The following is a 26794-nucleotide window of genomic DNA, read 5'->3' on the forward strand; positions in this document are numbered from 1 at the left end:
CTCGCCACGGGCTGTCACTTGCTGGCGGTTACGCCAGGTTGAACGGCAACTGCCGCAGTGGTTTGCCCGTCAGGCTGGCAATCGCATTGGCAAACGCCGGGGCGAGGGCGGGCAGGCCGGGTTCGCCCATGCCGGTTGGCGGTTCGGCGCTGGGAACGATGTGCACGGCGATCTGTGGCATGTCGGTGATGCGCGGCACGCTGAAGTCGGCGAAGTTGCTCTGCTGCACGACACCGTCTTTCAGCGTGACGGCACCGCCCGGCAGGCACATCGACAGGCCCATCAGGGCCGCGCCCTGGACCTGGGCTTCGACGCTGCGCGGATTGACCACCAGGTTGCAATGGACCCCGGCGGTCACGTTGTGCAGCACCGCACGCCCATCCTGCACCGACGCCTCCACGACGTAGGCCACCACCGAACTGAACGACTCGTGGACCGCCACGCCCCAGGCCTGTCCGGCGGGCAGTTGACGCTTGCCGTATTCGCTCTTGTCCACCGCCAGTTGCAGCGCGGCGCGATGGCGTGGGCTTTGATCGCCGAACAGGTTCATGCGATACGCCACCGGGTCCTGTTTCGTCGCGCGGGCGATTTCGTCGATCAGCGTTTCCATCACAAAGGCCGTATGGGTGGAACCCACGCTGCGCCACCACAACACCGGCACGTTGAGCTTGGGATGATGCACGGACAAGCGCATCGGCAGCGGGTAGGGATCGCGCATGCCTTCGGTCGCGGTGGGGTCGATGCCATTTTTCATCTGCCCACCGAACAGCGTGCCGGTGAGGATGGATTGCCCGACCAGGGCGTGGTCCCAGGCCAGGACTTTGCCGCTGTCGTCAAAACCGATGCGCGCACGGTGCAGGTGCATCGGGCGGTAGTAGCCACCCTTGATGTCATCTTCTCGACTCCACAGCGTGCGCACCGGCGCATCGATGCCGGCAGCACGGGCGGCCTTGGCCACTTCACAAGCCTGCACGACGAAATCATTGCTGGGCACACCACGCCGGCCGAAGCCGCCGCCCGCCGTCTGTACATTAACTTGGACTTGCTCGGGCTTGAGATTCAGCACCTTGGCCGCCGCTGCGCCATCGCCGCCGGGGAATTGCGTGCCGACCCACAACTGGGCGCGACCCTCGGACAACTGGACGGTGCAGTTCAGCGGTTCCATGGGCGCGTGGGCCAGGTAAGGGAAAATGAACTCGGCCTCCAGCTGATGCGGCGCCGTGGCGAGTGGTTTCATGTCAGCATCAAAGTGGACCAGGCCGGGCTTGCCGGCCAGTTCCCGGTACTGAGCCAGCTGTTTTTCCGTGTCCACTTTCTCGACTTTGGCCACGTCCCACTCGACTTTAAGCGCATCGCGCCCCAGCTTCGCCGGCCAGTAACCGTCGGCAACCACCGCAACGCCTTCGGCGCCGCCGTCCAGCGGCACGCGCAATACGGCTTTCACGCCTTTGATCGCCCGTGCGGCGCTGTCGTCCAGGGACGCGATCCGGGCACCGAACACCGGTGGCCGGGCGACCACGGCGGTCAGTTGCCCCGGTAGATTCACATCAATGCCGAAATCCTGCTGGCCGCTGCTCTTGGCCTTCGCATCGAGGCGGGTGGTGGCCTGGCCGACGATGCGAAAATCCTTCGGATCCTTGAGCATGACCCTCTCCGGAACGGGCAGCGCCATGGCCGCTTCGGCGAGCTCGCCGTAACTAGCCTTGCGGCCGCCAGGCCCCAGCACCGTGCCGTTTTGCGTGGTCAGGCTCGCCGCATCGACGTTCCAGCGCGCGGCGGCAGCGCTGAGCAGCATGGCGCGGGCGCGGGCGCCCAGTTCGCGGTATTGGGTGTAGCTGTTCTTGATCGAATTGGAGCCGCCGGTGAGGTGAATGCCAAACGCCGGGTCCATGTAGGCCGAGTCGTTGCTGCCGTTACGCGTGCGCACCAGGCTCCAGTCGGCGTCGAGCTCTTCGGCGAGGATCATCGGCAGGCCGGTCTGGACACCCTGGCCGAACTCCAGGCGGTTGATCGTTACGGTGACTTCGCCATTCGGCGCGATCTGCACGAAGGCCGAAGGTTGTTGAGTCGGCTTGAGCGCGCCGTCGCCAGCGCCGTTGGCCTGTTGCCCCAAGGCCAGGTGAGGAAACGCGCCCAAGGCCAGGCCGCCGATACCGACGATCTTGAGAAAGCTGCGCCGGGGCAGGGTGGCGGGGCCGTCGCTGTCGTCGCGTTCAAGCAGGTGCTGCAAGGCGCGCGGAAGCTCGTTGGGAAAAATCTCGTTCAGCATGGCGAGCTCCTGTCAGGCGAGGGTCTTGGCGGCATCGGCCACCGCGGCGCGAATGCGGGCGTAGGTGCCGCAGCGGCAGATATTGCCGGCCATGGCCGAGTCGATCTCGGCTGGCGTGGGTTGCTTGCCCTTGGGCTGCGCCTTGAGGAACGCCGTGGCGCTCATGATCTGGCCGCTCTGGCAGTAACCGCATTGCGCCACGTCATGTTTGACCCAGGCGTCATGCACGGCACTGCCCACCGGGTCGCTGCCGTCGGTGGCCGCCTCGATGGTGGTGATCTTCTTGCCAAGCGCGGCGGCAACGGGCGTCACGCAGGAGCGAATGGCCTGGCCATCCAGGTGGACGGTACAGGCGCCACACAGGGCTGCGCCGCAGCCGAACTTGGTGCCGGTCATGCCCAGCGTGTCGCGCAGGGCCCAGAGAATCGGGGTGCCGGGATCTACGTCAACCGTGTGTTCACGGCCATTGATATTGAGGGCGCTCATAGTCGGACCAGCTCCAGATGGTTTGGCACCGATTACTATAGAAAGCATCGGCGGGGAAAGCTTGCACGATCCGGTCCGATGATTGCCCAATCTTGCAAATCCACCGTCCTTTCGTTTGAAACGCCCACGCCAAGATGTATGCCGGCCATACCCGCGTATGGTATCGAGCGCGCTGCGCCGCGATGCACACTCGTTCTCCAGGTGATCAGCTGTTTCGTATTGAACAGCGCGATCGCCTCATCGAAAACAGGAGAGCGAGCATGACTATGGTTCTGCAACAGACTGCGCAGAAAGACCCGACAAACCTGAGCAGGTCAGCGACCGAGGAACTGGTGCCTTCGCGCTATGCGCTCAAGGTCGGCGACGTCGATGTGCTGGTGGTCAGCGATGGCGTGCTGCCGCTGCCGACCTCGACCATGTCGACCAATGCCGACCCGGCCGCCCGTGCCGCCTGGTTCAAGGATATGTACCTCGGCCCGGATGCGTTCGACTGGGCGTTGAATGTGCTGGTGGTGCGCAGCGGCGAGCAGACGTTGCTGGTCGATGCCGGACTGGGCGGGCAGTTCCCCGGTTTCCCGCGTGCCGGGCAGTTCCCCCGGCGATTGGTGGCTGCCGGGATCGAGCTGTCGTCCATCACCGATGTGGTGATCACCCACATGCACATGGACCACATCGGAGGACTGCTTGTCGAGGATGTGAAAAACCGCTTGAGTTTCCCTCCGTGGGGCGCGTGGCGGTGGACGGGGACGCGTTTCGTTGGGTGGCGGGCTCCTGGGATTATTGATCGGCGGCTATCCCGGCATTCCACAGCCGCAGACATTTCATCGACGATATACCGCCTTCGCGAGCAGGCTCGCTCCCACACTGGATCCTCGACAGCCGCAGATTTCACGGCACATACAGACCCCTTGTGGGAGCGAGCCTGCTCGCGAAGGGGCCAGTCCATTCAACCTTTTCATCGGCAGACACACCGCCTTCGCGAGCAGGCTCGCTCCCACACTGGATCCTCGACAGCCGCAGATTTCAGGACTCACATGGAACCCTGTGGGAGCGAGCTTGCTCGCGAAGAGGCTAGTAAATTCAACATTTTCATCGACTGATATACCGCTATCGCGAGCAAGCTCGCTCCCACACTGGATCCTCGACAGCCGCAGATTTCAGGACTCACATGGAACCCTGTGGGAGCGAGCCTGCTCGCGAAGAGGCCAGTAAATTCAACATTTTCATCGACTGATATACCGCTATCGCGAGCAAGCTCGCTCCCACATTGGATCTTAGGCAGCCGCAGGTTTCAGGGTTCACATGGAACCCTGTGGAAGCGAGCTTGCTCGCGAAGAGGCTAGTAAATTCAACATTTTCATCGACTGATATACCGCTATCGCGAGCAAGCTCGCTCCCACATTGGATCTTAGGCAGCCGCAGATTTCAGGTTTCACATGGAACCCTGTGGGAGCGAGCTTGCTCGCGAAGAGGCCAGTAAATTCAACATTTTCATCGACTGATATACCGCTATCGCGAGCAAGCTCGCTCCCACATTGGATCTTAGGCAGCCGCAGGTTTCAGGGTTCACATGGAACCCTGTGGGAGCGAGCTTGCTCGCGAAGGGGCTAGTAAATTCAATATTTTCATCGACTGATATACCGCTATCGCGAGCAAGCTCGCTCCCACATTGGATCTTAGGCAGCCGCAGGTTTCAGGGTTCACATGGAACCCTGTGGGAGCGAGCCTGCTCGCGAAGAGGCCAGTAAATTCAACATTTTCATCGACTGATATACCGCTATCGCGAGCGAGCTCGCTCCCACATTGGATCTTAGGCAGCCGCAGATTTCAGGGTTCACATGGAACCCTGTGGGAGCGAGCTTGCTCGCGAAGAGGCCAGTAAATTCAACGTTTTCATCGACTGATATACCGCTATCGCGAGCAAGCTCGCTCCCACACTGAATCCTCGACAGCCTCAGATTTCACGGCACATACAGACCCCTTGTGGGAGCGAGCCTGCTCGCGAAGGGGCCAGTCCATTCAACCTCTTCATCGGCAGACACACCGCCTTCGCGAGCAGGCTCGCTCCCACACTGGATCCTCGACAGACGCAGATTTCACGGTTCAGCGAGACAAAAAAAACGACAACCCGGGCTCCGCTCTTTGTGCAATCAAGCTCCACCCGTGGGCCCGGGCAATTTCCTGGCAAATCGTCAGGCCCAGCCCGGCGCCATGATCGCGGCGATGAGCCCCGCGCCAGAAACGGGTGAATATCTGCACCACCTGGTCCTGCGTCACGCCAGGGCCCCAGTCGCGCACAGTCAGCGCGTCGCCGCTGAGCTCCAACAATACTTGCGTACCACGAGGCGCATGCTGGATGGCATTTTCCAGGAGGTTTTTCAGGAGGGTAAACAAGGCGCTACGGTCGGCCTGCCAAGGCTCTGCCACACCCGTCGGGCCAGTCAGGACGAGGCGCACATCGGCCGCGTCGGCCATGCGTTGCAGATAACCTGCCGCTTGCCGCGCAACCTCCATGACATCCACGGCGGCGAAGCTGTAGTTATGCGCCTCGCTGGTCTCGGCCAGCAGCAGCAGTTGCTGGACCTGACGCGTCATGTGCTCGGCATCGTTGAGCAGCGAGTCGCGGCCTTTGTCTGGCGCCATCAGTTCGAGCTGCGCGCGGATCAGCGCGAGTGGCGTCTTCAGTTCGTGCGCGGCGGTTGCGAGAAATTCCTGCTGGACCCGGTAGCCGTGTTCCAGGCGCTCAAGCGCGCTGTTGAAGCTGGTCACCAGCGGCGCTACCTCGGACGGCACGGTTTTGACATCCAGCCGTGAGTGCAGGGAGCGAGGGGAGATGGCGGCCGCCGACTCCGAGACCTCGCGCAGCGGTTTGAGCGTGTAGCCCAGCGTGAAATAGGCGCAGGTGCCAAAGACGAAGAGCAGCACCAGGCTGAACAGGACGATTCCAGCGCCCATGAAAGGCCAGGCAAAGCCCTTGTGCAGCAGGTCCATCAGGCGTTCGCTGACCGCGAATTGCAGGTACAAGGTGTGGTCGACCTGCTCCACCGGAGCGGTCGCGGCGTACATCGTGATGCCTTTGCGCTCGAACTTGAAGCGCCCCTGTTCCGCGGGGCGAACCGTTGCGGCCGAAGCCCAGAAAGCCTCGTCAGTGGAAGCCAGGAGGACGTTTGCCTCTGAATCCAGCACCCGATAGCCGATTTCCTCGCCCAGGCTGTTGAAGGTCCAGACGCGATCGCCCTCGCTGTTGTCGAACCCGGTGGGTCGGCCCGCCGCGTCGAACTGCAGCTTGCCGGCCAGCTCATGGGTGCGCTCGGCGACGTCGGTGGTTAGCAGGATATCGCTCTTGGACGTGATGAGCGCGAACGCGCCCAGTGCAATCAGCAGGATGCTCAAGCCCACGCCCGCGACGTAGGCGACCAGTACCTTGAAGCTGATGCTATTGCGCCAGATCGTCTTGCCGAAGGGCATAACCCAGGCCTCTGAGGTTGACTATCCGTTGGTGGGAACCGATCGCCAGCAGCTTGCGGCGAATCCGATGCAGGGCCACGTCCAGGGCGTTCGGCGTCACGGCTTCACTCAGGCCCCATGCCGCCGCCTCGATGGCGCTGCGCCGGACGATTTCGCCAGGTTTGCGCAGCAGCAACAGCATGATCTGCATCTCCGCCGGCGCTAGCGGAATGCTACCTTCGACGCTGCACATGAGGCCTGTGTCGGGCTGCACACTGAGGTCGCCATGGGAAGGCGCCAACGAACGCCGCTCTGCGGGGCGACGCAGCAGGGCTCGCACGCGCGCGACCATCTCGTCCATGGCGAACGGCTTGGGCAGGTAATCATCCGCCCCGGCGTCGAGGCCTTCGATCCGGTCATGCAGCGCGTCACGCGCGGTCAGGACCAGGCACGGCAGGCCCAGCCCGGCGTTACGCAAACGCGCCAGCAACAGCAGCCCATCGCCGTCCGGCAGGCCGCGATCAAGCACCAGCGCCTGGTAAGGCACTTGCTGGATTGCCGCCCACGCCGCGTCGATGCGGCTGATGACATCGACAGCGATACCGGCACTCGACAGGCCCTTGCACACCAGTTGCGCGAGGCGTTCGTGGTCCTCGACCAGCAGAATGCGGCTCATCAGAAACGGTACAGATAGCCGAACAGCACGCTGTTCTCGCTGGACTGGTCGACCAGCGGGCTGTCCTTGATTTCATTGGCAAGGCTCGTCGCCTTGAGGTCCAGGAACACTGAGTGATGGTCATCGAACATATAGTTTCCACGTACGCCAAATTCGGTGTTGATGCCGGACTTGCCATCATAGGCCGCCCGATCGATGCGAGCTTCATTTTCCCGAACGCCAAAGTAGTAATCGATGTATTTTTCGTCCTGCCAGATGGCCGCCAGCCGTGGCGTCAGCATGATGTGTTCACCGATCCGCCAGGATCGCTCCAGGCCCAGGGTGAAACGCTGGCCCTTGCTGTTGCCCGAAACGTCGCCCAGCCACTCGGCGCTGACGTCGGCCAGGTCATTGCGCCATTGGACCTTGGCGCCCGCCCAGAATCCGCCTTTGCGATCGCTCATGCCCTCCAGGATTCGCGCGTCGTCGTCATCGTAGCCACTGAAATCGTATTCGCCGACGAGGCTGAAATCGAGCTGCTGGGTGTCGCTGATCTCCAGGCCCGGCAGCTTGATTTCGGCGGTGGGGCCGAAGACACGAAGGTATTGATTCTCGAAATAGATCAGCGGCAGGACCTCGCTGTCACGGTCGATGTCTTCGTACGGCTGTTGGCTGCTGACCGCACCCACGCCAAGCCCCCAGGCGGAGCCTTCAGGCTGGTCGGCACTGGCCGCCATCGACGCGCACACGCCCAGCACGAACGCCGTGCCGGCGGTGGTCAACCGGATCGCAATTGCAGTTTTCGAAATGGACAGGGGCATGGAAGTCTCCGGATCAATGGGATGAAAGCGTCCCTATCGTTGAGAACTTCTTCTTACTGAACACTTACGGTTCGCCCGGGTAAGCGCCTTTTTGCCGGTAAGACTTGCGCAAGGTTTCCTGGCGGATAGTTGCCGCCTCAAGCAAACGCGGCTTCTTGCGCAGGAATACGAACCCTATGAAAAGAAAAACACGGCATGTCGTGCTGTTTGTCGTGACCATGGCCTGCGCCATCGCCGTCGGGATGATTGCTGTTTCGCCCGGCCCTCGCCAGGCCGAGGTCGAGGTGCCTGCCAGGCCGGCATTGACGGTGGCCGTCACCCGACTGCAATCGTCCATGCTGCCGATCCGTATCCAGGCGAACGGCAACATTGTCGCCTGGCAGGAAGCCAGTGTCGGCACCGAGGCCGATGGCCTGCGGTTGGCCGAGGTCATGGTCAACGTGGGCGATGTGGTCCGGCGCGGCCAGGTACTTGCCACGTTCAGCGCCGAGACGATGGCCACTGAACTCGCCCAGCGTCGCGCCGCCACCGCCGAAGCGCAAGCGACGCTTGCCGAGGCACGAGCCAATGCGCAGCGCGCCCGTCAATTGCAGTCGAGCGGGGCGCTGTCGAAGCAGGAGGTTCACCAACAGCTGACGGCCGAACGCACGGCTCAGGCGCGGCTGGAGGCGGGCAGGGCGCTGGAGCGTATCCAGCACCTGCGTCTGGCCCAGACCCAGGTGCTGGCCCCCGACGACGGGGTGATTTCGGCGCGCAGTGCCACGGTGGGCGCGGTACTGCCCGCTGGCCAGGAGCTGTTTCGCTTGATTCGCAACGGACGGCTCGAATGGCGCGCCGAAGTCGCGGCCCCCGACCTTGTCAAGTTCAGCCCCGGCCAGCTCGCGCAGGTAACTCCGGTCAATGGCGGGGCGATAGAGGGGCGGGTGCGCAGGGTTGCGCCGACGGTCGACCTGCAGACTCGCAACGGCCTGGTCTATGTCGATTTGCCCGCGGGCACGGCGGCGCGTGCCGGGATGTTTGCCCGTGGCGAGTTCGAAGTGGCCGCCGAGCGGATGATGACGCTGCCCCAGAGCGCGGTGCTGCAGCGTGACGGCTTCGATTACGTGCTGCAGGTAGGACCGCACTTGAAGGTGAGCCAGGTCAAGGTGATGGTCGGCCGCCGTGTCGGCGACCGTATCGAGATAACCGCGGGTATCGACGCTGGCGCCGCAGTGGTCGAAACCGGAGGCGGTTTTCTTGCCGAGGGTGACCTCGTCCGGGTTGTCCAGGCGCGCACCGACCCAATGAACAACCACCCAGCACGCGGGAGCGCGCAATGAGCCTCAACTTGTCGTCCTGGTCGATCCGCAATCCGACGCCTTCGGTCCTGTTGTTCATCCTGCTGACCTTCGCCGGCTTGATGGGCTTCTGGAAGATGAAGGTGCAGAACTTCCCTGACGTTGATCTGCCCATGGTCAGCGTGTCGGCCGAGCTGCCCGGGGCTTCGCCCGCGCAACTGGAAAACGACGTGGCCCGCAAGCTTGAGGACTCGCTCGCAACCGTGCAGGGCGTCAAGCATATCCAGAGCATCCTGACCGACGGCAACGCCGCTATCTCGATCGAGTTCCACCTCGACAAGCCCACGCAGGAAGCGCTTGATGACGTGCGTGATGCGGTCTCCCGGGTCCGGGCCGACCTGCCCGCCGACTTGCGCGACCCGGTGGTCCGCAAGATCGAACTCGCCGGTTCGCCGATCCTGACCTACACGGTTTCGGCCAAGCGGATGGACGACGAAGCGTTGTCCTGGTTTGTCGATAACAGCGTCAGCAAGGCCTTGCTGGCGGTGCCTGGCGTGGGGGCCGTCACTCGGGTCGGTGGGGTGGCCCGGGAAATCCGCATCGACCTCGATCCCGCGCGTCTGCTGGCGCTGAATACCTCGGCCCTGGACGTCTCCCGCCAGCTGCGCCTGATCCAGCAAGAGGCATCGGGCGGACGCGTGGACCTTGGCGGCGCCGAGCAGACGGTGCGCACCCTCGCCACGGTGCAGTCGGCCGCGGAAATCGCCTTGCTTGACGTGACCTTGAGCGACGGCCGGCGTGTCCGGCTCGACCAGCTGGCCACGGTCTCCGATACCGTCGGCGAACCCCGGTCGGCGGCGTTCCTCGACGGTAAGCCGGTGGTCGGCTTTGAAATCACGCGCGCCAGAGGGGCCGGCGAAATCGAGGTGGATGAAGGCGTACGCGCCGCCCTGGAGTTGCTCAAGACCCGTCACCCCGAAATCACCGTCACCCAGGCTTTCAACTTCGTCGACCCAGTGATCGAAAATTACCAGGGCTCCATGCACCTGCTTTATGAAGGCGCGGCGCTCGCGGTGCTGGTGGTGTTCCTGTTTCTGCCGGATTGGCGCGCGACCTTCGTTTCCGCCGTCGCGTTGCCGCTGTCGGCGATACCGACATTCGCCGTGATGCATTGGATGGGGTTCACCCTCAACACCGTGACGCTATTGTCGCTGTCGCTGGTCATCGGCGTGCTGGTAGACGACGCCATCGTCGAGGTCGAGAACATCGGGCGCCATTTGCAGATGGGCAAGAAACCTTATCAAGCCGCCATGGATGCTTCCGATGAAATCGGCCTGGCGGTAGTCGCCACGGCATTCACGCTGGTCGCGGTGTTCCTGCCCACGGCTTTCATGAGCGGTACGGTTGGTAAGTTCTTCGTCCAGTTTGGCTGGACGGCCGCAACCGCAGTGTTTTTCTCCCTCGTCGTCGCCCGCTTGCTGACGCCCATGATGGCGGCCTACCTGATGCGCGCGCCGAAAAGGCCGGCCCACGATGCGCCCGGGTGGATAAACCGCTACCTGTCCTGGGCGCGCTGGTGCTTGCGCCATCGCGCGGTGACCACACTCGGCGCGGTGGCTTTTTTCGCCGGGGGACTGATGCTCGCGGCCGTGTTGCCGGGCACCTTCATCCCGCCGGATGACGACTGGCAGACCCAGGTCACCCTCACGCTTGCGCCCGGCAGCAAACTGCGCGACACGCTGGCGTTGGCTGAGCAAGCGCGGCAGATAGTCACGCAAAATCAGCACGTCAGAAAGGTCTACACCGCGGTGGGGGATGGCAGCGCCGGCGCGGACCTGATCGAACCGGCCGGCAGTGATGTCGCGAATGTCCGCACGGCGGTGCTGACGCTTAACCTGACGCACCGCAACGAGCGTCCCGGACTGACCCGGCAGCAGCTCGAAAACCAGCTGCGCGAAGCGCTCGCCGTGTTGCCTGGCGCGCGTATCAAGGTCGGTATGGGAGAGTCGGAAAGCTACGTGCTGGTGCTCGCGGGTGAAGACGCTAGCTTGCTCACTCGGCACGCGCAGCAGGTGGAACGAGAGCTGCGTAGCGTGCCAGGCGTGGGGGCGGTGATCTCGACCGCCAGCCTGATGCGCCCTGAACTGGTGGTTCGGCCGGATTTCGCCAGGGCCGCCGACCTGGGCGTGACCGCGAGCGCGATTGCCGACACGCTCCGCGTGGCCACCCTGGGAGATTATGACCAGGAGCTTGCCAAGCTCAATTTCAGCGACCGCCAGGTGCCTATCGTGGTGCGGCTGAGCGACACCGCCCGCGCGGACTTCGAGACGCTGAAACGTCTGCCGGTGCCCGGCGCGCGTGGTCCGGTAGCGCTGGAAAACGTGGCGACGCTGGAGATCACCAGTGGCCCGGCGCAAATCGAACGGTTCGACCGGATGCGCAATGTCAACATCGAGATCGAGACGAACGGTCAACCGCTGGGCGACATCGAGCAGGCTGTTCTGGCCTTGCCAGGCTTGCAGAACCTGCCGCCAGGCCTGGTGCGAACCTCGGTAGGCGATGCCGAGGCCATGGGCGAACTGGCTTCCGGATTCGGCGTGGCGATGTTGACCGGAGTGTTATGCATCTACATGGTCCTGGTGCTGTTGCTCAAGGATTTCCTGCAACCGCTGACGATCCTCGCCGCCCTGGTGCTCTCGGTGCCTGGGGCCTTCGTGGCGCTGTTCGTGACGGGCTCGACATTGTCCATGCCCTCGATGATCGGCTTGATCATGCTGATGGGCATCGCGACGAAAAATTCGATCCTGCTGGTCGACTACATCATCCTCGCGCGTCGACGCGACGGCCTGAGCCGCCAGGAAGCGATCCTCGACGCCTGCGGCAAACGCGCTCGGCCGATTGTCATGACGACAATCGCGATGGGCGCAGGCATGATGCCAATCGCCCTGGGTCTGGGGGCCGACCCGAGCTTTCGCGCACCGATGGCCATCGTCCTGATTGGCGGGCTTGTCACGTCAACGCTGTTGAGCCTGCTGGTCATACCCGTGGTGTTTTCCTATGTGGACGATGGGGCGAAGTGGTTGTACAAACGCACCGGTAACGTTTCTCGCAGCGAAGCGCTGGAGTGATCAATTGATAGTGTCAGCAAAGATCAGGAATGTGCCGTCGCCTTGGCGCCGGCTCATGCTGGGAGTCGCCGCGACCTTGGCATGCATTGCAATGGCGGCAGGCTGCGCGCGGCAACCCAGCGCGGCCGATGCCATGACCGAAGCGGAAAATTTCCAGGCGTATGCCCAGGCATCCCGGGCCTGGATCGAGGAAAAGCGTCTGTTCCAGACCGAGAATCACGCCGATGAGCTGGCCTGGAACGCACCTTATGAAGTGCGCCCCGATGTTCCTTCCACCAAGGCCATTCTCTTGCTCCATGGCTTGGGGGACTCACCCTGGTCCTTCGTCGATATCGCCCGGGATCTGGCCGCGCAAGGCTACGTGGTGCGCGTCGCATTGCTGCCCGGGCATGGCACCAAGCCGGCCGACCTGATCGATGTGCAACTGGAACAGTGGCAACAGTTGGTCGAGCAGCAGGTTGCGTTGCTGCACAAGGAGTTCGCGAACGTCTACCTGGGCGGTTTCTCGACCGGCGCCAATCTGGCGCTGGCCTATGCCGCCAGGGACCCGGACATCAAGGGCCTGGTGCTGTTTTCCCCGGCCTTTCGCTCGAGCGAGTCCTACGACTGGGCCACGCCCTGGCTGGCGCATTTCAAGACCTGGATCCTTGCGCCCGACAATTCCCGGCCGCAGCAGTCGCCCGTGCGCTACCACAACGTACCCACCAACGGCTTTGCCCAGTTCTACCGCAGCAGCGTAGCGGTTCGCCGGCTCATCGAGCAGCAAAACTTCGATCGGCCGGTGGTTATCGTGCTGACTGAGCAGGATTCAGTCGTCGACGTGCGCTACGTGCGGGAGCTGTTCCAACGGCGCTTCACCCATGCCGCGAGCCGATTGATCTGGTATGGCCAGGCGGAGCCGACCGGTGACAAGGGCGCTGCGCAGGAGCGGCGCATCCTGACGCGCAGCGACCGCATCGCCGATGAACGCATCAGCCAGTTCTCCCACATGGGCATCCTCTTCTCGCCAGCCAACCCGCTCTACGGTCGTTCGGGCACCTTGCGGTTCTGCCGCAACAGCCGCAATGCCGACGAAGTGGCCCGGTGCGAAGCGGGGGAAGAGGTCTGGTATTCGGACTGGGGGTACAGCGAGCCGGGGAAGATCCACGCACGGCTGACCTACAATCCTTATTTCGAATGGCAGTCCGGGGTGATTCGTGGGGTTTTACAAGTGGCAGAGCAGGGCAGTTGAATCGCCCTAACCCTTCAGCCTGTTCCAGAACTCCTCTGCCGCTGCGCTGATCGGCGCGGTTGGGCGGGTGAGATGGATTTCCAATGGAATATCCCAGCTTTCATCCAGGGCCCGGACCAGGCGCCCGTCGGCCATTTCCTGTTCTGTCAGGCTTTTGGGCAGCCACGCGACGCCCTTGCTTTCCAGTGCCATGGACATCAGCACCGCGGCGAGATGGCTGCTGAAAAGCGGCTTGAGGTGCAGGTATTCCTCCTTGCCGTGGAGTCGGTGAGCGACGATACGCCCGAGCCCCGATTCCTCGGTGTAGGCCAGGTAGGGCAACGTCGCCGGTGAGGTACCGAAATTGGCCGAGGCACTCGCCAAGGGTATGAGGACGTCCTCGCCGACTTTTTTCCCGCTGAATTGATCAGGCGCCAACAGTGGCGGTACGTCGGGGTGCCGATGGCAGAGCAGGAACTGCACCTGGCCATGAATCAGCATCTGTTCGCACACCGCCATGCTGTCGGAGTGCAGGCGCACGGCATCTATCGGCGCGCCATGCTCGGCGCTTCTCAGCCAACGCGGGAAAAACGTGAACGACAGCGAATGCGTGGCTGCAAATTGCAGCGTCTTGGCGGCCACTCCGGCGACTTCCTGGGCCTCGGTGCGCAGCCTGTAGAGGCGCCTCGCAGCCTCCTGGGCGCCAGGCAGAATCTGCCTTCCAGCCTCGGTCAGCGTCGCGCCTTGAGGCGTGCGCACAAACAGATCCACGCCCATCCAGTTTTCCAGCGAACGGACCCTGCGACTGAAAGCCGGCTGCGTAACGTGGCGTGCTTCGGCGGCGCGAACGAAGCTGCCGTACTCCGCGAGTGCTGAAAAATCTTCTAGCCAGACGAGTTCCAAGGGCAATGCCTCCTGTGCATAGGGCGCGGCATTAATAGCATTGGGCGGGTTTCGTCGCAAAGCATAACGTGGGGTCAACCACAACAAGAGGAACCCCTCATGCGTATCGTCGACATCCGCGAAAAAACCGTTTCCATCGCCTCTCCCATTGCCAACGCCTATATCGATTTTTCGAAAATGACCTGCTCGGTCGTGGCGGTTGTCACCGATGTGATTCGCGATGGCAAACCGGTGATCGGTTACGGTTTCAACTCCAACGGTCGCTACGGCCAGGGCGCGCTGATGCGTGATCGATTCCTGGCGCGAGTCACCGAGGCCGACCCGGAAACGCTGATCGACAAGGAACACGCCAATCTGGATCCGTTCGCCATCTGGAAAACCCTGATGACCAACGAGAAACCGGGTGGCCACGGTGAGCGTTCAGTGGCCGTCGGCACCATCGACATGGCCGTGTGGGATGCTGTCGCCAAGATCGAAGGCAAGCCGCTGTACCGCCTGCTGGCCGACCGTTATCGCGGCGGTGTGGCGGATGACAAGGTCTGGGTCTACGCGGCGGGTGGTTATTACTATCCCGGCAAGGACCAGAGCAAGCTCAAGGCAGAAATGCAGGGTTATCTGGATCGTGGCTATGACGTGGTCAAGATGAAGATCGGCGCGGTGCCACTGGACGAAGACATCCGGCGCATCGAAGCGGCGCTTGAAGTGGTCGGGGACGGGCGGCGACTGGCGGTTGATGCCAACGGCCGCTTCGATCTGGAGACCGGTATCGCGTACGCCGAAGCCATCAAGCAGTACAACCTCTTCTGGTACGAGGAAGTCGGCGATCCGTTGGACTACGCGCTCCAGGCCGAGCTCGCCAATCACTATGAACTGCCGATGGCGACCGGTGAGAACCTGTTCTCCCACCAGGACGCGCGCAACCTGCTGCGACACGGCGGCATGCGCCCGGATCGCGATTACCTGCAGTTCGATTGCGCCCTGTCCTACGGGCTCGTGGAGTACATGCGCACCCTGAAAGTCATGGAAGAGATGGGTTGGTCTTCGCGCCGCGTGGTGCCCCACGGCGGCCATCAGATGTCCCTGAACATCGCTGCCGGTTTGCACCTGGGCGGCAACGAATCGTACCCCGATGTGTTCCAGCCGTTTGGCGGTTTTGCTGACGGCATTCGAGTGGAAAACAGCTACGTCGGCCTGCCGGATATTCCTGGCGTCGGTTTCGAAGCCAAGTCCGCCCTGTACGCGGTCATGCGCGAGCTGGGCGAGGGCTGATCGTCCTCATCGCCGCGGCCTCCAACGAGGCTGCGGCATCGGGCGTCGCGCAGACGCCTGCCACATGCCCATCACAACAATAAAATGAGGTGCTCTCGTGGAAATCTCCAAGTCTCGCTGGTACAGCCAGCTGTATGTGCAGGTACTGATCGGCATCGTGATCGGCGCAGCGATCGGTTACTTCATCCCGAATGTCGGGGCCAAGCTCCAGCCCTTCGCCGATGGTTTTATCAAACTCATCAAGATGCTGTTGGCGCCGATCATCTTCGGCACGGTGGTCGTGGGTATCGCCAAGATGGGCAGCATCAAGGAGGTCGGAAGGATTGGTGTGAAGGCGTTGATCTACTTCGAGATCCTTTCGACCATTGCGCTGGTCGTCGGCCTGGTGGTGGTCAACGTCGTGAAGCCTGGCGTCGGGATGAACATCAATGCCAACTCCCTTGATGGCAGCTCCATCAGCAAGTACAGCCAGGCGGCGAGTGAGCAGGGCGGTACCGTCGAGTTCTTTCTCAATATCATCCCGCAGACGTTCGTCGGCGCATTCTCCAATGGCGTCATGCTCCAGGTGATTCTGCTGTCGGTGCTGATGGGTGTCGCCCTGGTGCAAATGGGCGAAACCAGCAAGCCGCTGATCAACACCATCGATCTGTTCCTGCAGGGGCTGTTCAGGATAGTCGCGATGGTCATGCGCCTGGCGCCAATCGGCGCGGGCGCCGGCATGGCGTTCACCATTGGCAAATACGGCATCGGCACTTTGCTGTCGCTGGGCCAGTTGCTGGTCGCTCTGTATGTCACGACGCTGATTTTCATCGTCGTCGTGCTGGGCGCGGTCGCCCGATGGTCGGGGATGCCGCTGATGCAGTTCCTTCGTTATTTCAAGGACGAGATCCTCATCACGCTGGGGACCTGCTCGACCGAAGCGGTGCTTCCGCGAATGATGGTCAAGCTTGAAAAACTCGGCTGCAGAAAGTCAGTCGTGGGCATGGTCTTGCCCACCGGGTACACCTTCAATGCCGATGGCACCTGCATCTACCTGACGATGGCGGCTATCTTCATCGCCCAGGCCACCAATACACCGCTGACGTTCATAGACCAGATGATCCTGCTGGGTGTGTTCCTGCTCACATCAAAAGGTTCGGCGGGTGTCGCCGGTGCCGGTTTCGTGACCCTCGCCGCGACACTCACCACGATTCATTCCATCCCCTTGGTCGGGCTGGTGTTGCTGCTCGGCATCGACCGATTCCTCAATGAAGCACGGGCCGTTACCAACCTGATCGGCAATGGCATCGGCACCATCGCCATCGCCAAGTGGGACAATTCCTTCGACGTGCAAGCCTGCGAGCGTGAGATCGCGGCGATGAAACAAGAGAAGGCCGATCGAAAGGCGCTTTTGGCGCCTAAATGACGACGCCGACCGGTCATGCGGTCAGTCCAGTGACCGGTCCGGCGCCTTGTTCTCGACCAGGCAATTGCCGCCGTCTACCACCATCACTTCCCCGGTGATGTAGCTCGCCTCGGCAGAGGCGAGGAAGGCGACCAGCGCGGCGACTTCCTCCGGGCGACCGGCCCGGCGCATCGGGGTGTAGCGCGCGGCATTGGCTTCCTCGGCGGTGGTCGAGCCGGTGGCGATCCAGCCGGGTGCGACGCAGTTCACCGTGATTCCCTGCCGGGCCACTTCCAGCGCCAGGCCCATGCTCATGCCCACCATGGCGGCCTTCGCGGCGCTGTAGGCCGCCTCGCCAGGATTGCTGCACCGGGTGCCAGTGGTGGAACTGATATTGACGATGCGCCCGTAATTGCGCGACTGCATACCGGGCAGGACGGCGCGGGTCAGCAGGAAAGCCGTGGTCACATTTCGCGCCAGCGACAGATTCCACAGCGCCAGGTCCATGGTTGCCACCTCGGAGAAAGACTCCGGGCTGCCCTGCATGGCCATGCCGGCGTTGTTCACGAGGATGTCGATCCGGCCCCAGACGGACTCTGCCCACGACCCGAACTCGCGTACCTGGTTTTCATCGGTGAGGTCGAGGGGCTGCCCTGCGACTTTAAACCCTTCGGCGCGCAGTTCCTCGATGCGCTCTTCGATGCGCGCGCTGCTGGCGGTGACGATCAGCCTGGCACCGGCGGCACCAAGCCTGCGGGCGATCGCCATGCCGATGCCCGTCTCGCTGCCAACGCCACTGACGAGCGCCACAGGGTTGAGTCCGATTGCGTTTGGCATGGCAGTCTTCCAAGGATGGTGGTCGGTCAGTATGGCATCGATTTGCCAGTGCAAAGAGCACTCTACTGCGGCCACTGCTCCAGCAGGATCGAGACGAATTTCTCTGCGGCAGGCGATAGCGAAGCGCCTCGTCGATAAACCAGGCCCAGGGATCGGTTCACCACGGGTTCAATCAGCGGCACGCTGACCAGCGTCGGATGGTCCCCGGCAGGCATTGCCAGGCTGGGCATCGCCGACACCCCGAGGCCGGCCTCGACCAGGCCCAGTGACGTGGAGAGATGTTGCACTTCATAGAACCACTGCGGACGCCAGCTCAGGCCAGACAGCGCGTGATCTAGCAGCATGCGGTTGCCGCTCAGGCGCCCGACGCCGATCAACCGATAGTCGCTGAGTTCCGACCAGGTCACGGCGCTGCGTCCTGCCAGTTCATGGTCGCGCCTGCAGGCCAATACAAAGGGTTCGTTGACCAGCGGCACGAATTCGATGTCCGGGTGCTGGCCGCTCATCATGTTGATGCCGAAATCGGCTTCGCCGCGCAGTACCGCCTCCAGTCCTTCGTTTGCGCTGAGGTCCAGCAGGCGGATGCGGATTTTCGGGTAGCGCTCGTTGTAGAGCCGGATTACCGAGGGCAGGAAGTAGAACGCCGCCGTCGGGATGCAGGCCAGGGTCACTCGGCCGATCTGTCGTTCCGCCAACTCGCGGATGTTGAGGATCGAGTCGTCGAAATCATCCAGCAGGCGTCGCGCCTTGGGCAGGAAATCCCGCCCGACGCTGGTCAGGCTGACCTTGCGCGTGGTGCGATCAAGCAGGGCCGTTCCCAGGCCTTCCTCCAGTTTTTTCATGCGCCGACTCAGGGCCGGCTGGGACAGGTGCAGCGCATCGGCAGCCTCATGAAAACTCCCCAATTCGGCGATTTTCACGAAAGATCGAATGTCCTGCAGTTCATATTCCATGTTTTATCTCGCTGGGAAGGGGCAGTGGACACGCCCCGGATCGTAGAATAATTCTTTTGTGAAACGCAATAATCGCTCCGATCTTTGCATTGGAATCACTTTTTAAACCCTGCCACTCTTGTGTCCAGAACATCAATTATCCAGATTGATCAACAAGAGTTAGTGGTCATGCAACGAATTCCTTGTGTACTCATGCGTGGCGGCACGTCCAAAGGTCCGGTTTTTCTCGCCTGGGATTTGCCTGCGGTGCTCGCCGAACGAGACGAGTTGCTGCTCAACCTGATGGGCTCCGGTCACGAGCTGGAAATCGATGGCATCGGCGGTGGCAGCCCGCAAACCAGCAAAGTGGCGATCGTCAGTCCTTCACTGCATCCGGAGGCCGATGTGGATTACCTGTTTGTGCAGGTCATGGTGTCCCAGCGGCGGGTCGATACCGCACCCAACTGCGGCAACATGCTCTGCGCCGTCGGCCCGTTCGCCATCGAGCAGGGCCTGGTCAAGGCGACAGGCGAGCTGACCCGGGTGCGTATCCGCAACCTCAACACCGGCACCTTCGTCAACGCCGAGGTGCAGACTCCGCAAGGCAAGGTCAGCTATGAGGGCGACACCGCCATCGATGGCGTGCCCGGCACGGCGGCGCCAGTGCAACTGACCTTTCTTGACGCCGCGGGTAGCAAGACCGGCAAACTTTTCCCGACCGGGAAAGCCCTTGACCTGATCGACGGCGTCCCGGTGACTTGTATCGACATGGCCATGCCGATGCTGATCATCGAGGCCAGCCAACTGGGCAAGCGTGGCGACGAGAGCCCGGCCGAACTGGACGCCGACAAGGCCTTCCTGCAACGCCTGGAGTCGTTGCGACTGAAGGCCGGGCTCGCGATGGGCCTGGGCGACGTCAGCGACAAGGTGATTCCCAAGCCGGTGCTGGTTTCCGCGGCCAAGAGCGGCGGGACGATTCAAGTGCGCTATTTCATGCCGCACAACTGCCACCGCGCGCTGGCGATTACCGGCTCGATCGGCCTGGCGACGGCGTGCGTGACCGACGGCAGCGTCGCCGCCAACCTGCTTGGCGGCGCCAGCGAGCCGCGCTTGCAGCGGGTTCGCATCGAGCACCCCAGCGGCGGCATCGACGTGGTGTTGTCCTACACCGGCGAAAAGGGTGAGACCATCCGTGCGTCGGTGGTCCGCACCGCCCGCCGGCTCTTCTCGGGTTTCGTCTACGCCACGGTTTCCCGGCGCCTGGCCGGATAGTCCAGGCCGTTTTTGTCATTGCATCAGCGACTCAATAACAACAAGAGATCTGACATATGCTCGCTTTACTTGGCTTGGCCATGGTGGTGGTCTTTACCTTCCTGATAATGACCAAACGGCTGTCGCCGATCGTCGCCCTGACAATCGTGCCGATCGTCTTCGCAATACTGGGCGGGTTTGGCGGAACCACCGGCAAGATGATGCTGGACGGCCTGAAGATGGTCGCGCCGTCGGCGGCGCTGCTGCTGTTCGCGATCCTGTTTTTCGGCCTGATGATCGACGCCGGGCTGTTCGACCCGCTGATCCGCAAGATTCTCAAACGCGTCAATGGCGACCCGATGAAGATCGCCGTGGGCACCGCACTGTTGTCATTGCTGGTGGCCCTGGACGGTGACGGCACGACGACCTACATGATCACCTGCGCCGCGATGCTGCCGCTGTACAAGCGCATCGGCATGAATCCGATGATCCTGGCGACTGTCTCGATGCTGTCGCTGAGCATCATGAGCGGCATGACACCCTGGGGTGGGCCGGCGACCCGCGCCATCGCGGCTCTGGGCCTGGATGCCGGCGAGTATTTCGTCCCGCTGCTGCCGACCATGATCGGCGGTGCCGCCTGGGTGGTGTTCACCGCGTACCTGCTGGGCCGCGCCGAGCGCAAGCGCATTGGCAATATCCAGCTGCAAAGCGGTGGCGGCGACTGCTACATCAAGGCGATTCTTGAAGACACGCCGCACAAGCGTCCGAAGCTGGCCTACGTCAACCTGCTGCTGGTGATTGCGGTGATGGTCGCGCTGGTGATGGGGCTCATGCATTCGGCGATCCTGTTCCTGATCGGTTTTGTCCTTGCGCTGGTGATCAACTATCCGCAACTGGATATCCAGAAGGAGCGCATCCTCGCTCATTCGGGCAACGCCATGACCGTGGTCTTGCTGGTGTTCGCGGCGGGCATTTTTGCCGGGATCTTCTCCGGGACCAAAATGGTCGATGCCCTGGCGCAGACCCTGGTCGACTGGATCCCGCCATCCTGGGGCCATCTGTTCCCGCTGGTGGTGGCGATTACCAGCATGCCGCTGACCTTCGTGCTGTCCAACGATGCCTACTACTTCGGTGTGGTGCCGATCCTCGCCAACGCCGCTGCCGCCTACGGCATTCATCCGGTGGAAATCGCCCGGGCGTCGATTCTCGGCCAGCCGGTGCACCTGATGAGTCCGCTGGTGGCCTCGACCCTGTTGCTGGTGGGCATGGTTGACCGCGACCTCGGCGACTTCCAGAAAGTCACCCTCAAATGGGCGGTGCTCACCTCCCTGGTGATTACCGCGTTGGCCCTGCTGACCGGGGCGCTGACGCTGTTCTCCTGAGTCACCCGACAACCTTGTTGCTTGCCTGACGCTCCCCACACGGGGAGTGCGCTGGCCTGCGCGCCAAATAACAACAATGAGAAATCCGACATGAGCAATTACCTGACCCGCGCGGCGTGGTTTCCGATCCTCGGCCTGTTGCCGCTGCCCATGGCCAGCGCCGAAGGGTTCATCGACGACAGCAAGTTGAAGTTGCAACTGCGCAACGTCTACTTCAACGAAAACTTTCGCGACGAACATGGCATGAGCGCGCGGGCCGCCAGGACCGCCAAGAGCGAGCGCACCGAATGGGCCCAGGGTTTCCTGTTGGATTACCAGTCAGGTTATACCCCGGGTACCGTCGGTTTCGGCGTCGATGCCCTGGGCCTGCTGGGGGTCAAGCTTGATTCCGGGCGCGGGCGCAGCGGCACGGGCCTGCTACCGGTGCATGACGACGGGCGCGCCGCCGACGAGTTTGCCAGCGCCGGCATGACCGCCAAGGCCCGGGTGGCCAAGACCATCCTCAAGCACGGCACCCTGTTGCCGAAGAACCCGGTGCTGATCTACAACGACGCGCGCCTGTTGCCGCAGACCTACCAGGGGACCCAGATCAGCAGCAGCGACATCGACAATCTCAGCCTGATTGGCGGGCATCTGCAGCGTTTCAAACTGCGCGATTCAAGCGACAGCATGCCGATCGTGCCCGACGGTTATGGTGGCGATCAGTCAGGCGACTTCAGCTACGCCGGCGCCGACTACAAGTTGGGCAAGACCCTGCGCCTGAGCTACTTCTATGGCGAGCTGGAGAACTTCTATCGACAGAGCTTCGCTGGCATCCAGCACGACCTGCCGCTTGGCCCCGGGGTTCTCACCAGCGATTTGCGCTATTTCAACAGCGCCGATTCCGGCTCGGCCTATGGCGGGAACATCGATAACGACATGCTCAGCGGGATGCTGTCCTATGCCGTCGTCGGCCACACCTTCAGCGCCGGCTACCAGAAACTCAGCGGCGAAGGGGGTTTGCCTTATATCAGCGGGGCGACGGTCTATTCCTTCAGCAATGCCGGGATCGGCAAATTCATCGAGGAAGACGAGAAGACCTGGATGCTCGGTTACGGCTACGACTTCGCGCGCCTTGGCATTCCCGGCCTGACGTTTTCCAGTCGTTATCTCAGCGGTGACGATGGCAAGCCCAACAGCGCGGTAAAGGAATGGGAGCGTGATGCAGAAGTGGCCTATGTCGTGCAGCAGGGCTCTTTCAAAGGGCTGGGTGTGAAACTGCGCAACTATGTCTATCGCTCGGATTTTGCCAGGGGCCGTGACAGTAATCGTCTCTACCTGACCTACGATGTTGCGCTTTGGTAGTGGCTTGGCCTGCGCCGCGGGCGGAAATGGGGCATGACGAAATCATGGCGTTCCCTACACCCACTTGAACGTCTCCCTCAACGCAGCCTCTGACACTATTACAGGGCGCACGCACGTCGCCCATTCACCGCGCGGAGGATAGGTTCACATGAAGATTCTAATGGTCCTTACATCTCACGATCAGTTGGGCGACACCGGCAAAAAAACCGGCTTCTGGCTGGAAGAATTCGCCGCTCCCTATTACGTGTTCGTCGATGCCAAGGCCACGGTCACGCTTGCGTCGCCGAAGGGCGGGCAACCACCGCTGGACCCCAAGAGCGATGAAGGGGACGCCCAGACTGATGCAACCCGTCGCTTTGGCGCCGACACCCAGGCCCAAGCGGCGTTGGCCAACACCTTGCCGCTGGGCGAGGTCGACCCCTATGACTTCGATGCGGTGTTTTATCCCGGCGGTCATGGCCCTCTTTGGGATCTCGCCGAGGACACCGACTCCAAGACCCTCATCGAAGCGTTTTACGCAGCGAATAAACCCATCGCGGCCGTCTGCCACGCGCCCGGAGTCTTCAAGAACGTCAACGCCCCGGACGGCCAGCCGGTGGTCAAGGGTAAAAAAGTCACCGGTTTCACCAATTCCGAAGAAGAGGCGGTGGGGCTGACCCAAGTGGTCCCGTTCCTGGTCGAGGACATGCTCAAGGCCAAGGGCGGCGAGTATTCCAAAGGGGCGGACTGGGGCAGCCATGTGGTCGAGGACGGGCATCTGATCACCGGGCAGAATCCCGCCTCATCCGAAGCGGCTGCCAAGGCGTTGCTCAAGCGGTTGGAGGCGGAACAGGCGGGTTGAGTCAGGTTCACTCAACTGCCCATAAGGCAAACAACAAACCCGTGGCGAGGGAGCTTGCTCCCGCTCGGCTGCGCAGCAGTCGTGAATCGGTGGTCAAGGTGACTCCGATATTCCGCATTCGGCAGGTTTTGGGGCCGCTTCGCGACCCAGCGGGAGCAAGCTCCCTCGCCACGGGGTCTTTTTTTCTTGAATAAACTGTCGTACTGAAACCATTCGGGCGACGGCATAGGGCGATCAGCCGAACCCGATGATCGCCTTGGTTTCCAGGTATTCCTCAAGCCCGAAGACGCCGTACTCACGCCCGTTGCCCGATCGCTTGTAACCACCGAAGGGCGCCATGGGATTCCAGGCGGGGTAATTCAGGAGCACTTGCCCGGCGCGGATTCGAGAAGCCACCGCGCGCGCCAGGTCGAGGTCTTGTGACTGGACGTGGGCGCCCAGCCCGTAGACCGTATCGTTCGCAATAGCCACCGCCTCGTCGATCGTTTCATAGGCAATGATGCACAGCACCGGCCCGAAGATTTCCTCCTGGGCGATGCGCATGGCGTTATCCACCTCGGAGAACACTGTCGGGCGGGTGAAGTAGCCCTTTTCAAAACCGGGCACGCGTCCAAGTCCGCCGCAAAGCAGTTTTGCGCCTTCGTGCAGGCCGTTCTCGATCATCGCCTGCACGCGATTGAACTGGGCTTGATTGGCAATCGGGCCGAGTACCGTTTCCGGCGATTGCGGATCACCAACGATGATCGCGTTGGCGGTTGCGGCCGCCAGCGCTTCGACTTCAGCCAGTCGGTCCTTCGGAACGATCATGCGGGTCGGGGCGCTGCAGGATTGTCCGACGTTGCGCAGCGCCGCCAGCACGCCGGCCGGGACGGCTTTGGCAAAGTCCGCATCGGGAAGCAATATGTTCGGCGATTTGCCGCCCAGTTCCTGGCCGACCCGCTTCGCCGTCGGGGCGGCCGCCTGTGCCACCAGCGTGCCCGCTCGGTTTGAGCCGGTGATCGAAATCATGTCGATATCAGCGTGTGCGGCCATCGCCGCGCCGACCACATGGCCGCTGCCGTTCACCAGGTTGAAAACCCCCGGTGGCAGGCCCGCGTCATGCACCACCTGTGCAAACAGCAGGGCGCTCAGCGGTGACAGCTCACTGGGCTTGAGCACCACCGTGCATCCGGCCGCCAGTGCCGGGGCGACTTTTGCTGTGATCTGGTAAAGCGGCCAGTTCCAGGGCGTGATCAAGCCGCAGACGCCTATGGGTTCGCGTCGGATTGCGGTCGTGCCCTCGAGCGTCTGGAAATGATAGGTGGACAGCAGATCGCGCGCGACCCGAACGTGTTCGGCCGCCAGGGGCACCTGCATAGCACGTGCGGCAGCGATGGCCGAGCCCATTTCCAGGGAGATCGCCTGGGCAAACGCTTCTTTTCGCTCAAGGATAAGCTCATGGATCTTGTCCAGCAGCAGCGCGCGCGACGCCGTGGAGGTGGCAGACCAACCGGCAAACGCGGCGCGCGCCGCTGCTACCGCCCGATCGATATCCTCGACAGAACCGCTGGCAACCTGGGCGACCACTTCTTCGGTCGCCGGGTTGATCACCGGCAGGCTGGCCGGGCTGGCCGGCGCAGACCAACCGCCATTGATATAAAACCGCTGAGCCGATTGCGGATCAACACTGTAGCGATTCGAAGATTGAGTAGTCATCCAGGGCGTTCCTTTAGAGCGGCATGTCGAGTCTGCTCAATAAGCTAACAAAGCGGTCCGGACAAAATATGCCGTTGTTCAAGTGCCCAAAGGAGAATCTGCCGTATCTGCCAGGCTAACTTCCCATTAACCATGGCCTGCCAGGCTCTGACGTTTCCGACCGCAACGACCGGGTTCGGAGCGTCCCGCAAAGTCTGCTGAACAGGTCGCGCAAAACGGTGCTTTGTACCAGGCGGCCTATACTTTTAGCCGTTTATGCACGGTTTCATGGTGTTGTAATAACGCCACCGCTCACCGCCCTTCAATGGACATCCCAAAATGCCTGCACCGTTAACTTCCGTAGAGACGAATTCTGAACTGCCGACGCACGCTGACGTTGTGGTGATCGGCGGCGGCATTATCGGAACCTTCACGGCCTATTACCTGGCCAAGCGCGGCATGAAGGTCGCGCTGGTGGAGAAGGGGCGCGTGGGGGCGGAGCAATCGAGTCGAAACTGGGGTTGGTGCCGTCAGCAGAATCGGGACGCTCGTGAGCTGCCGCTGTCGACCAAGAGCCTGGAGCTGTGGGAACAGTTCGCCGCGGAGACCGGCGAGGACACCGGATTCAGAAGGTGTGGCTTGCTCTATCTGAGCAACAACGAGAAAGAACTGGCGGGTTGGGCAAAGTGGGGTGAGTTTGCCCGTACCGTCAATGTCACAACGCACATGCTGACGGCGGAACAGGCTGCAGAACATGGCCGGGTGACTGGCAAGTCCTGGAAAGGCGGGGTCTTCTCGCCGACCGACGGTACGGCGGACCCGTCCCGTGCCGCCCCGGCGGTTGCGCGGGCAATCATCAAGCTGGGCGGCACGGTGCATCAGGGCTGCGCCGCGCGTGGGATCGAGACCGAAGGCGGCCGGCTATCCGCGGTCGTTACCGAAAAGGGCACCATTCGCACCAGGCTCGCGGTGCTGGCCGGTGGCGCATGGGCGTCCTCGTTCTGCCGTCAGTACGGCATCCGGTTTCCCCAGGCGTCCATTCGCCAGACGATACTGTCGGTCTCCAAGGGCGCCGAAGAGATACCGGACGCACTCCACACGGACGAGGTCTCCATGACCCGTCGCTCTGATGGCGGTTTCACGCTGGCCATCAGTGGCAGAGGGCGCGTTGACCCGACCCCGCAGCTGTTGCGGTTCGCTCCGCAGTTCCTGCCGATGTTCCAGCGCCGCTGGCGCAAGCTGGCGCCCGGTGGTCTGCAAGGCTTCCAGTCGGGGCATGAAGGCCTGGGCCGCTGGCGGTTGGACCAGCCAACCCCGATGGAGCGGATGCGCATCCTCGATCCTGCAGCCGATGCATCGGTTGTCGAGCTGACTTACAAGCGCGCGGTCGACCTGATCCCGATGCTGAAAAACTCGTCAGTCACCGCTGCCTGGGCAGGTTATGTGGACAGCACGCCTGATGGCGTCCCGGGCATTGGCGAAATAGCGAGCCTGCCTGGCCTGGTGCTGGCGGCGGGGTTCAGTGGCCATGGCTTCGGCATTGGCCCTGGCGCGGGCCACTTGATCGCCGACATTGTCAGCGACATGCCTCCCCTGGTTGACCCGCGTCCTTATCACCCAGATCGATTCCAGTCTTCAGCCTGGGGCAAAGTCGCGGAGTTCTGAGGCCAGTACAAATCTCACC

20 protein-coding genes are annotated in these 26794 nt (G+C 62.4%); 11 read left to right on the top strand and 9 right to left on the bottom strand.

Translation table 11 applies throughout. The features are described 5' to 3' along the window. Positions 1 to 28: 28 nt before the first annotated feature. Together J3P97_RS12845 and J3P97_RS12850 are read right to left on the bottom strand one after the other, a co-directional pair. Positions 29 to 2269: a molybdopterin cofactor-binding domain-containing protein gene (locus tag J3P97_RS12845; RefSeq protein ID WP_434674368.1), complete on the bottom strand. Its 2241-nt coding sequence runs from the start codon at positions 2267 to 2269 to the stop codon at positions 29 to 31. A 12-nt stretch (positions 2270 to 2281) separates the two neighbouring features. Then, positions 2282 to 2755 (bottom strand): (2Fe-2S)-binding protein, encoded by a 474-nt coding sequence (locus tag J3P97_RS12850; RefSeq protein WP_305494711.1) that lies wholly within the window; start codon positions 2753 to 2755, stop codon positions 2282 to 2284. 260 nt (positions 2756 to 3015) lie between these two features. On the opposite strand from J3P97_RS12850, the gene J3P97_RS12855 reads away from it, so the two are divergent. Beyond that, on the top strand, positions 3016 to 3855 hold the full coding sequence (locus J3P97_RS12855) for an MBL fold metallo-hydrolase (protein WP_434674369.1): 840 nt from the start codon (positions 3016 to 3018) through the stop codon (positions 3853 to 3855). Positions 3856 to 4858: 1003 nt separating this feature from the next. Here the strand turns inward: J3P97_RS12855 and J3P97_RS12860 are convergent. Genes J3P97_RS12860 through J3P97_RS12870 form a run of 3 tightly spaced genes read right to left on the bottom strand, consistent with a single transcriptional unit; the run spans position 4859 to position 7678 of the window. Continuing rightward, complete coding sequence (locus J3P97_RS12860) at positions 4859 to 6223, bottom strand: sensor histidine kinase (RefSeq protein ID WP_434674370.1); 1365 nt, start codon at positions 6221 to 6223, stop codon at positions 4859 to 4861. Further along, positions 6192 to 6878, bottom strand: a complete 687-nt coding sequence (locus tag J3P97_RS12865) for a response regulator transcription factor (RefSeq protein ID WP_434674371.1) — start codon at positions 6876 to 6878, stop codon at positions 6192 to 6194. The genes J3P97_RS12860 and J3P97_RS12865 overlap by 32 nt, the downstream gene beginning before the upstream one ends. Further along, positions 6878 to 7678, bottom strand: coding sequence for a MipA/OmpV family protein (locus J3P97_RS12870; protein ID WP_434674372.1), 801 nt, complete (start codon positions 7676 to 7678; stop codon positions 6878 to 6880). Before J3P97_RS12870 ends, J3P97_RS12865 begins: the two co-directional genes overlap by 1 nt. Before the next feature lie 176 nt (positions 7679 to 7854). Here J3P97_RS12870 and J3P97_RS12875 point away from each other — a divergent pair, with 176 nt between their 5' ends. The 3 genes from J3P97_RS12875 to J3P97_RS12885 all read left to right on the top strand — a co-directional run bounded on the left by J3P97_RS12875 (position 7855) and on the right by J3P97_RS12885 (position 13314). Then, positions 7855 to 8997: an efflux RND transporter periplasmic adaptor subunit gene (locus tag J3P97_RS12875; RefSeq protein WP_434674373.1), complete on the top strand. Its 1143-nt coding sequence runs from the start codon at positions 7855 to 7857 to the stop codon at positions 8995 to 8997. Next, the gene (locus J3P97_RS12880) at positions 8994 to 12083 is read left to right on the top strand and encodes an efflux RND transporter permease subunit (protein WP_434674374.1); all 3090 of its coding nucleotides are present in this window, start codon (positions 8994 to 8996) and stop codon (positions 12081 to 12083) included. The genes J3P97_RS12875 and J3P97_RS12880 overlap by 4 nt, the downstream gene beginning before the upstream one ends. Before the next feature lie 91 nt (positions 12084 to 12174). Next, positions 12175 to 13314, top strand: coding sequence for an alpha/beta hydrolase (locus J3P97_RS12885; RefSeq protein ID WP_434674551.1), 1140 nt, complete (start codon positions 12175 to 12177; stop codon positions 13312 to 13314). 6 nt (positions 13315 to 13320) lie between these two features. Here the strand turns inward: J3P97_RS12885 and J3P97_RS12890 are convergent, their stop codons facing one another. Then, positions 13321 to 14196, bottom strand: coding sequence for a LysR family transcriptional regulator (locus tag J3P97_RS12890; RefSeq protein WP_434674375.1), 876 nt, complete (start codon positions 14194 to 14196; stop codon positions 13321 to 13323). Between the two features lie 99 nt (positions 14197 to 14295). Between J3P97_RS12890 and J3P97_RS12895 the strand changes: the two genes are divergently transcribed. Then, complete coding sequence (locus J3P97_RS12895) at positions 14296 to 15465, top strand: mandelate racemase/muconate lactonizing enzyme family protein (protein ID WP_434674376.1); 1170 nt, start codon at positions 14296 to 14298, stop codon at positions 15463 to 15465. Between the two features lie 97 nt (positions 15466 to 15562). Then, the gene (gene dctA / locus J3P97_RS12900; RefSeq protein ID WP_434674377.1) at positions 15563 to 16870 is read left to right on the top strand and encodes a C4-dicarboxylate transporter DctA; all 1308 of its coding nucleotides are present in this window, start codon (positions 15563 to 15565) and stop codon (positions 16868 to 16870) included. 21 nt (positions 16871 to 16891) lie between these two features. Here the strand turns inward: dctA and J3P97_RS12905 are convergent, their stop codons facing one another. Both J3P97_RS12905 and J3P97_RS12910 read right to left on the bottom strand, forming a co-directional pair. Beyond that, positions 16892 to 17686, bottom strand: coding sequence for an SDR family NAD(P)-dependent oxidoreductase (locus J3P97_RS12905; protein ID WP_434674378.1), 795 nt, complete (start codon positions 17684 to 17686; stop codon positions 16892 to 16894). 62 nt (positions 17687 to 17748) lie between these two features. Beyond that, on the bottom strand, positions 17749 to 18639 hold the full coding sequence (locus tag J3P97_RS12910) for a LysR family transcriptional regulator (protein WP_024777250.1): 891 nt from the start codon (positions 18637 to 18639) through the stop codon (positions 17749 to 17751). 168 nt (positions 18640 to 18807) lie between these two features. On the opposite strand from J3P97_RS12910, the gene J3P97_RS12915 reads away from it, so the two are divergent. From J3P97_RS12915 to J3P97_RS12930, 4 genes are all read left to right on the top strand, one after another. After that, on the top strand, positions 18808 to 19890 hold the full coding sequence (locus J3P97_RS12915; protein WP_434674379.1) for a 4-oxalomesaconate tautomerase: 1083 nt from the start codon (positions 18808 to 18810) through the stop codon (positions 19888 to 19890). A gap of 56 nt (positions 19891 to 19946) precedes the next feature. Continuing rightward, on the top strand, positions 19947 to 21251 hold the full coding sequence (locus J3P97_RS12920; RefSeq protein WP_434674380.1) for a CitMHS family transporter: 1305 nt from the start codon (positions 19947 to 19949) through the stop codon (positions 21249 to 21251). A 90-nt stretch (positions 21252 to 21341) separates the two neighbouring features. Then, a complete protein-coding gene (locus J3P97_RS12925) occupies positions 21342 to 22595 on the top strand; it encodes an OprD family porin (protein WP_434674381.1) in 1254 nt (417 codons plus the stop codon). A 148-nt stretch (positions 22596 to 22743) separates the two neighbouring features. Further along, entirely contained in the window at positions 22744 to 23436 is a 693-nt protein-coding gene (locus J3P97_RS12930) for a type 1 glutamine amidotransferase domain-containing protein (protein ID WP_434674382.1), read from the top strand. A gap of 234 nt (positions 23437 to 23670) precedes the next feature. Here J3P97_RS12930 and J3P97_RS12935 read toward each other — a convergent pair whose 3' ends face one another. Further along, a complete protein-coding gene (locus J3P97_RS12935) occupies positions 23671 to 25131 on the bottom strand; it encodes an aldehyde dehydrogenase family protein (protein WP_434674383.1) in 1461 nt (486 codons plus the stop codon). A 318-nt stretch (positions 25132 to 25449) separates the two neighbouring features. Here J3P97_RS12935 and J3P97_RS12940 point away from each other — a divergent pair, with 318 nt between their 5' ends. Then, entirely contained in the window at positions 25450 to 26775 is a 1326-nt protein-coding gene (locus J3P97_RS12940) for an NAD(P)/FAD-dependent oxidoreductase (RefSeq protein WP_434604938.1), read from the top strand. Positions 26776 to 26794 lie beyond the last annotated feature (19 nt).

Source organism: Pseudomonas sp. R1-15 (genome assembly GCF_051132085.1).
GTDB lineage: Bacteria > Pseudomonadota > Gammaproteobacteria > Pseudomonadales > Pseudomonadaceae > Aquipseudomonas.

Excerpts from the sequence above, each read along its gene's own strand:
- J3P97_RS12855 (WP_434674369.1), top strand. The coding sequence starts at position 3,016 with ATGACTATGGTTCTGCAACAGACTGCGCAGAAAGACCCGACAAACCTG.
- J3P97_RS12910 (WP_024777250.1), bottom strand. The coding sequence starts at position 18,639 with ATGGAATATGAACTGCAGGACATTCGATCTTTCGTGAAAATCGCCGAA.
- J3P97_RS12860 (WP_434674370.1), bottom strand. The coding sequence starts at position 6,223 with ATGCCCTTCGGCAAGACGATCTGGCGCAATAGCATCAGCTTCAAGGTA.
- J3P97_RS12925 (WP_434674381.1), top strand. The coding sequence starts at position 21,342 with ATGAGCAATTACCTGACCCGCGCGGCGTGGTTTCCGATCCTCGGCCTG.
- J3P97_RS12920 (WP_434674380.1), top strand. The coding sequence starts at position 19,947 with ATGCTCGCTTTACTTGGCTTGGCCATGGTGGTGGTCTTTACCTTCCTG.
- J3P97_RS12915 (WP_434674379.1), top strand. The coding sequence starts at position 18,808 with ATGCAACGAATTCCTTGTGTACTCATGCGTGGCGGCACGTCCAAAGGT.
- J3P97_RS12935 (WP_434674383.1), bottom strand. The coding sequence starts at position 25,131 with ATGACTACTCAATCTTCGAATCGCTACAGTGTTGATCCGCAATCGGCT.
- J3P97_RS12870 (WP_434674372.1), bottom strand. The coding sequence starts at position 7,678 with ATGCCCCTGTCCATTTCGAAAACTGCAATTGCGATCCGGTTGACCACC.
- J3P97_RS12875 (WP_434674373.1), top strand. The coding sequence starts at position 7,855 with ATGAAAAGAAAAACACGGCATGTCGTGCTGTTTGTCGTGACCATGGCC.
- J3P97_RS12930 (WP_434674382.1), top strand. The coding sequence starts at position 22,744 with ATGAAGATTCTAATGGTCCTTACATCTCACGATCAGTTGGGCGACACC.
- J3P97_RS12940 (WP_434604938.1), top strand. The coding sequence starts at position 25,450 with ATGCCTGCACCGTTAACTTCCGTAGAGACGAATTCTGAACTGCCGACG.
- J3P97_RS12895 (WP_434674376.1), top strand. The coding sequence starts at position 14,296 with ATGCGTATCGTCGACATCCGCGAAAAAACCGTTTCCATCGCCTCTCCC.
- J3P97_RS12850 (WP_305494711.1), bottom strand. The coding sequence starts at position 2,755 with ATGAGCGCCCTCAATATCAATGGCCGTGAACACACGGTTGACGTAGAT.
- J3P97_RS12865 (WP_434674371.1), bottom strand. The coding sequence starts at position 6,878 with ATGAGCCGCATTCTGCTGGTCGAGGACCACGAACGCCTCGCGCAACTG.
- J3P97_RS12885 (WP_434674551.1), top strand. The coding sequence starts at position 12,175 with ATGGCGGCAGGCTGCGCGCGGCAACCCAGCGCGGCCGATGCCATGACC.
- J3P97_RS12905 (WP_434674378.1), bottom strand. The coding sequence starts at position 17,686 with ATGCCAAACGCAATCGGACTCAACCCTGTGGCGCTCGTCAGTGGCGTT.
- J3P97_RS12880 (WP_434674374.1), top strand. The coding sequence starts at position 8,994 with ATGAGCCTCAACTTGTCGTCCTGGTCGATCCGCAATCCGACGCCTTCG.
- J3P97_RS12845 (WP_434674368.1), bottom strand. The coding sequence starts at position 2,269 with ATGCTGAACGAGATTTTTCCCAACGAGCTTCCGCGCGCCTTGCAGCAC.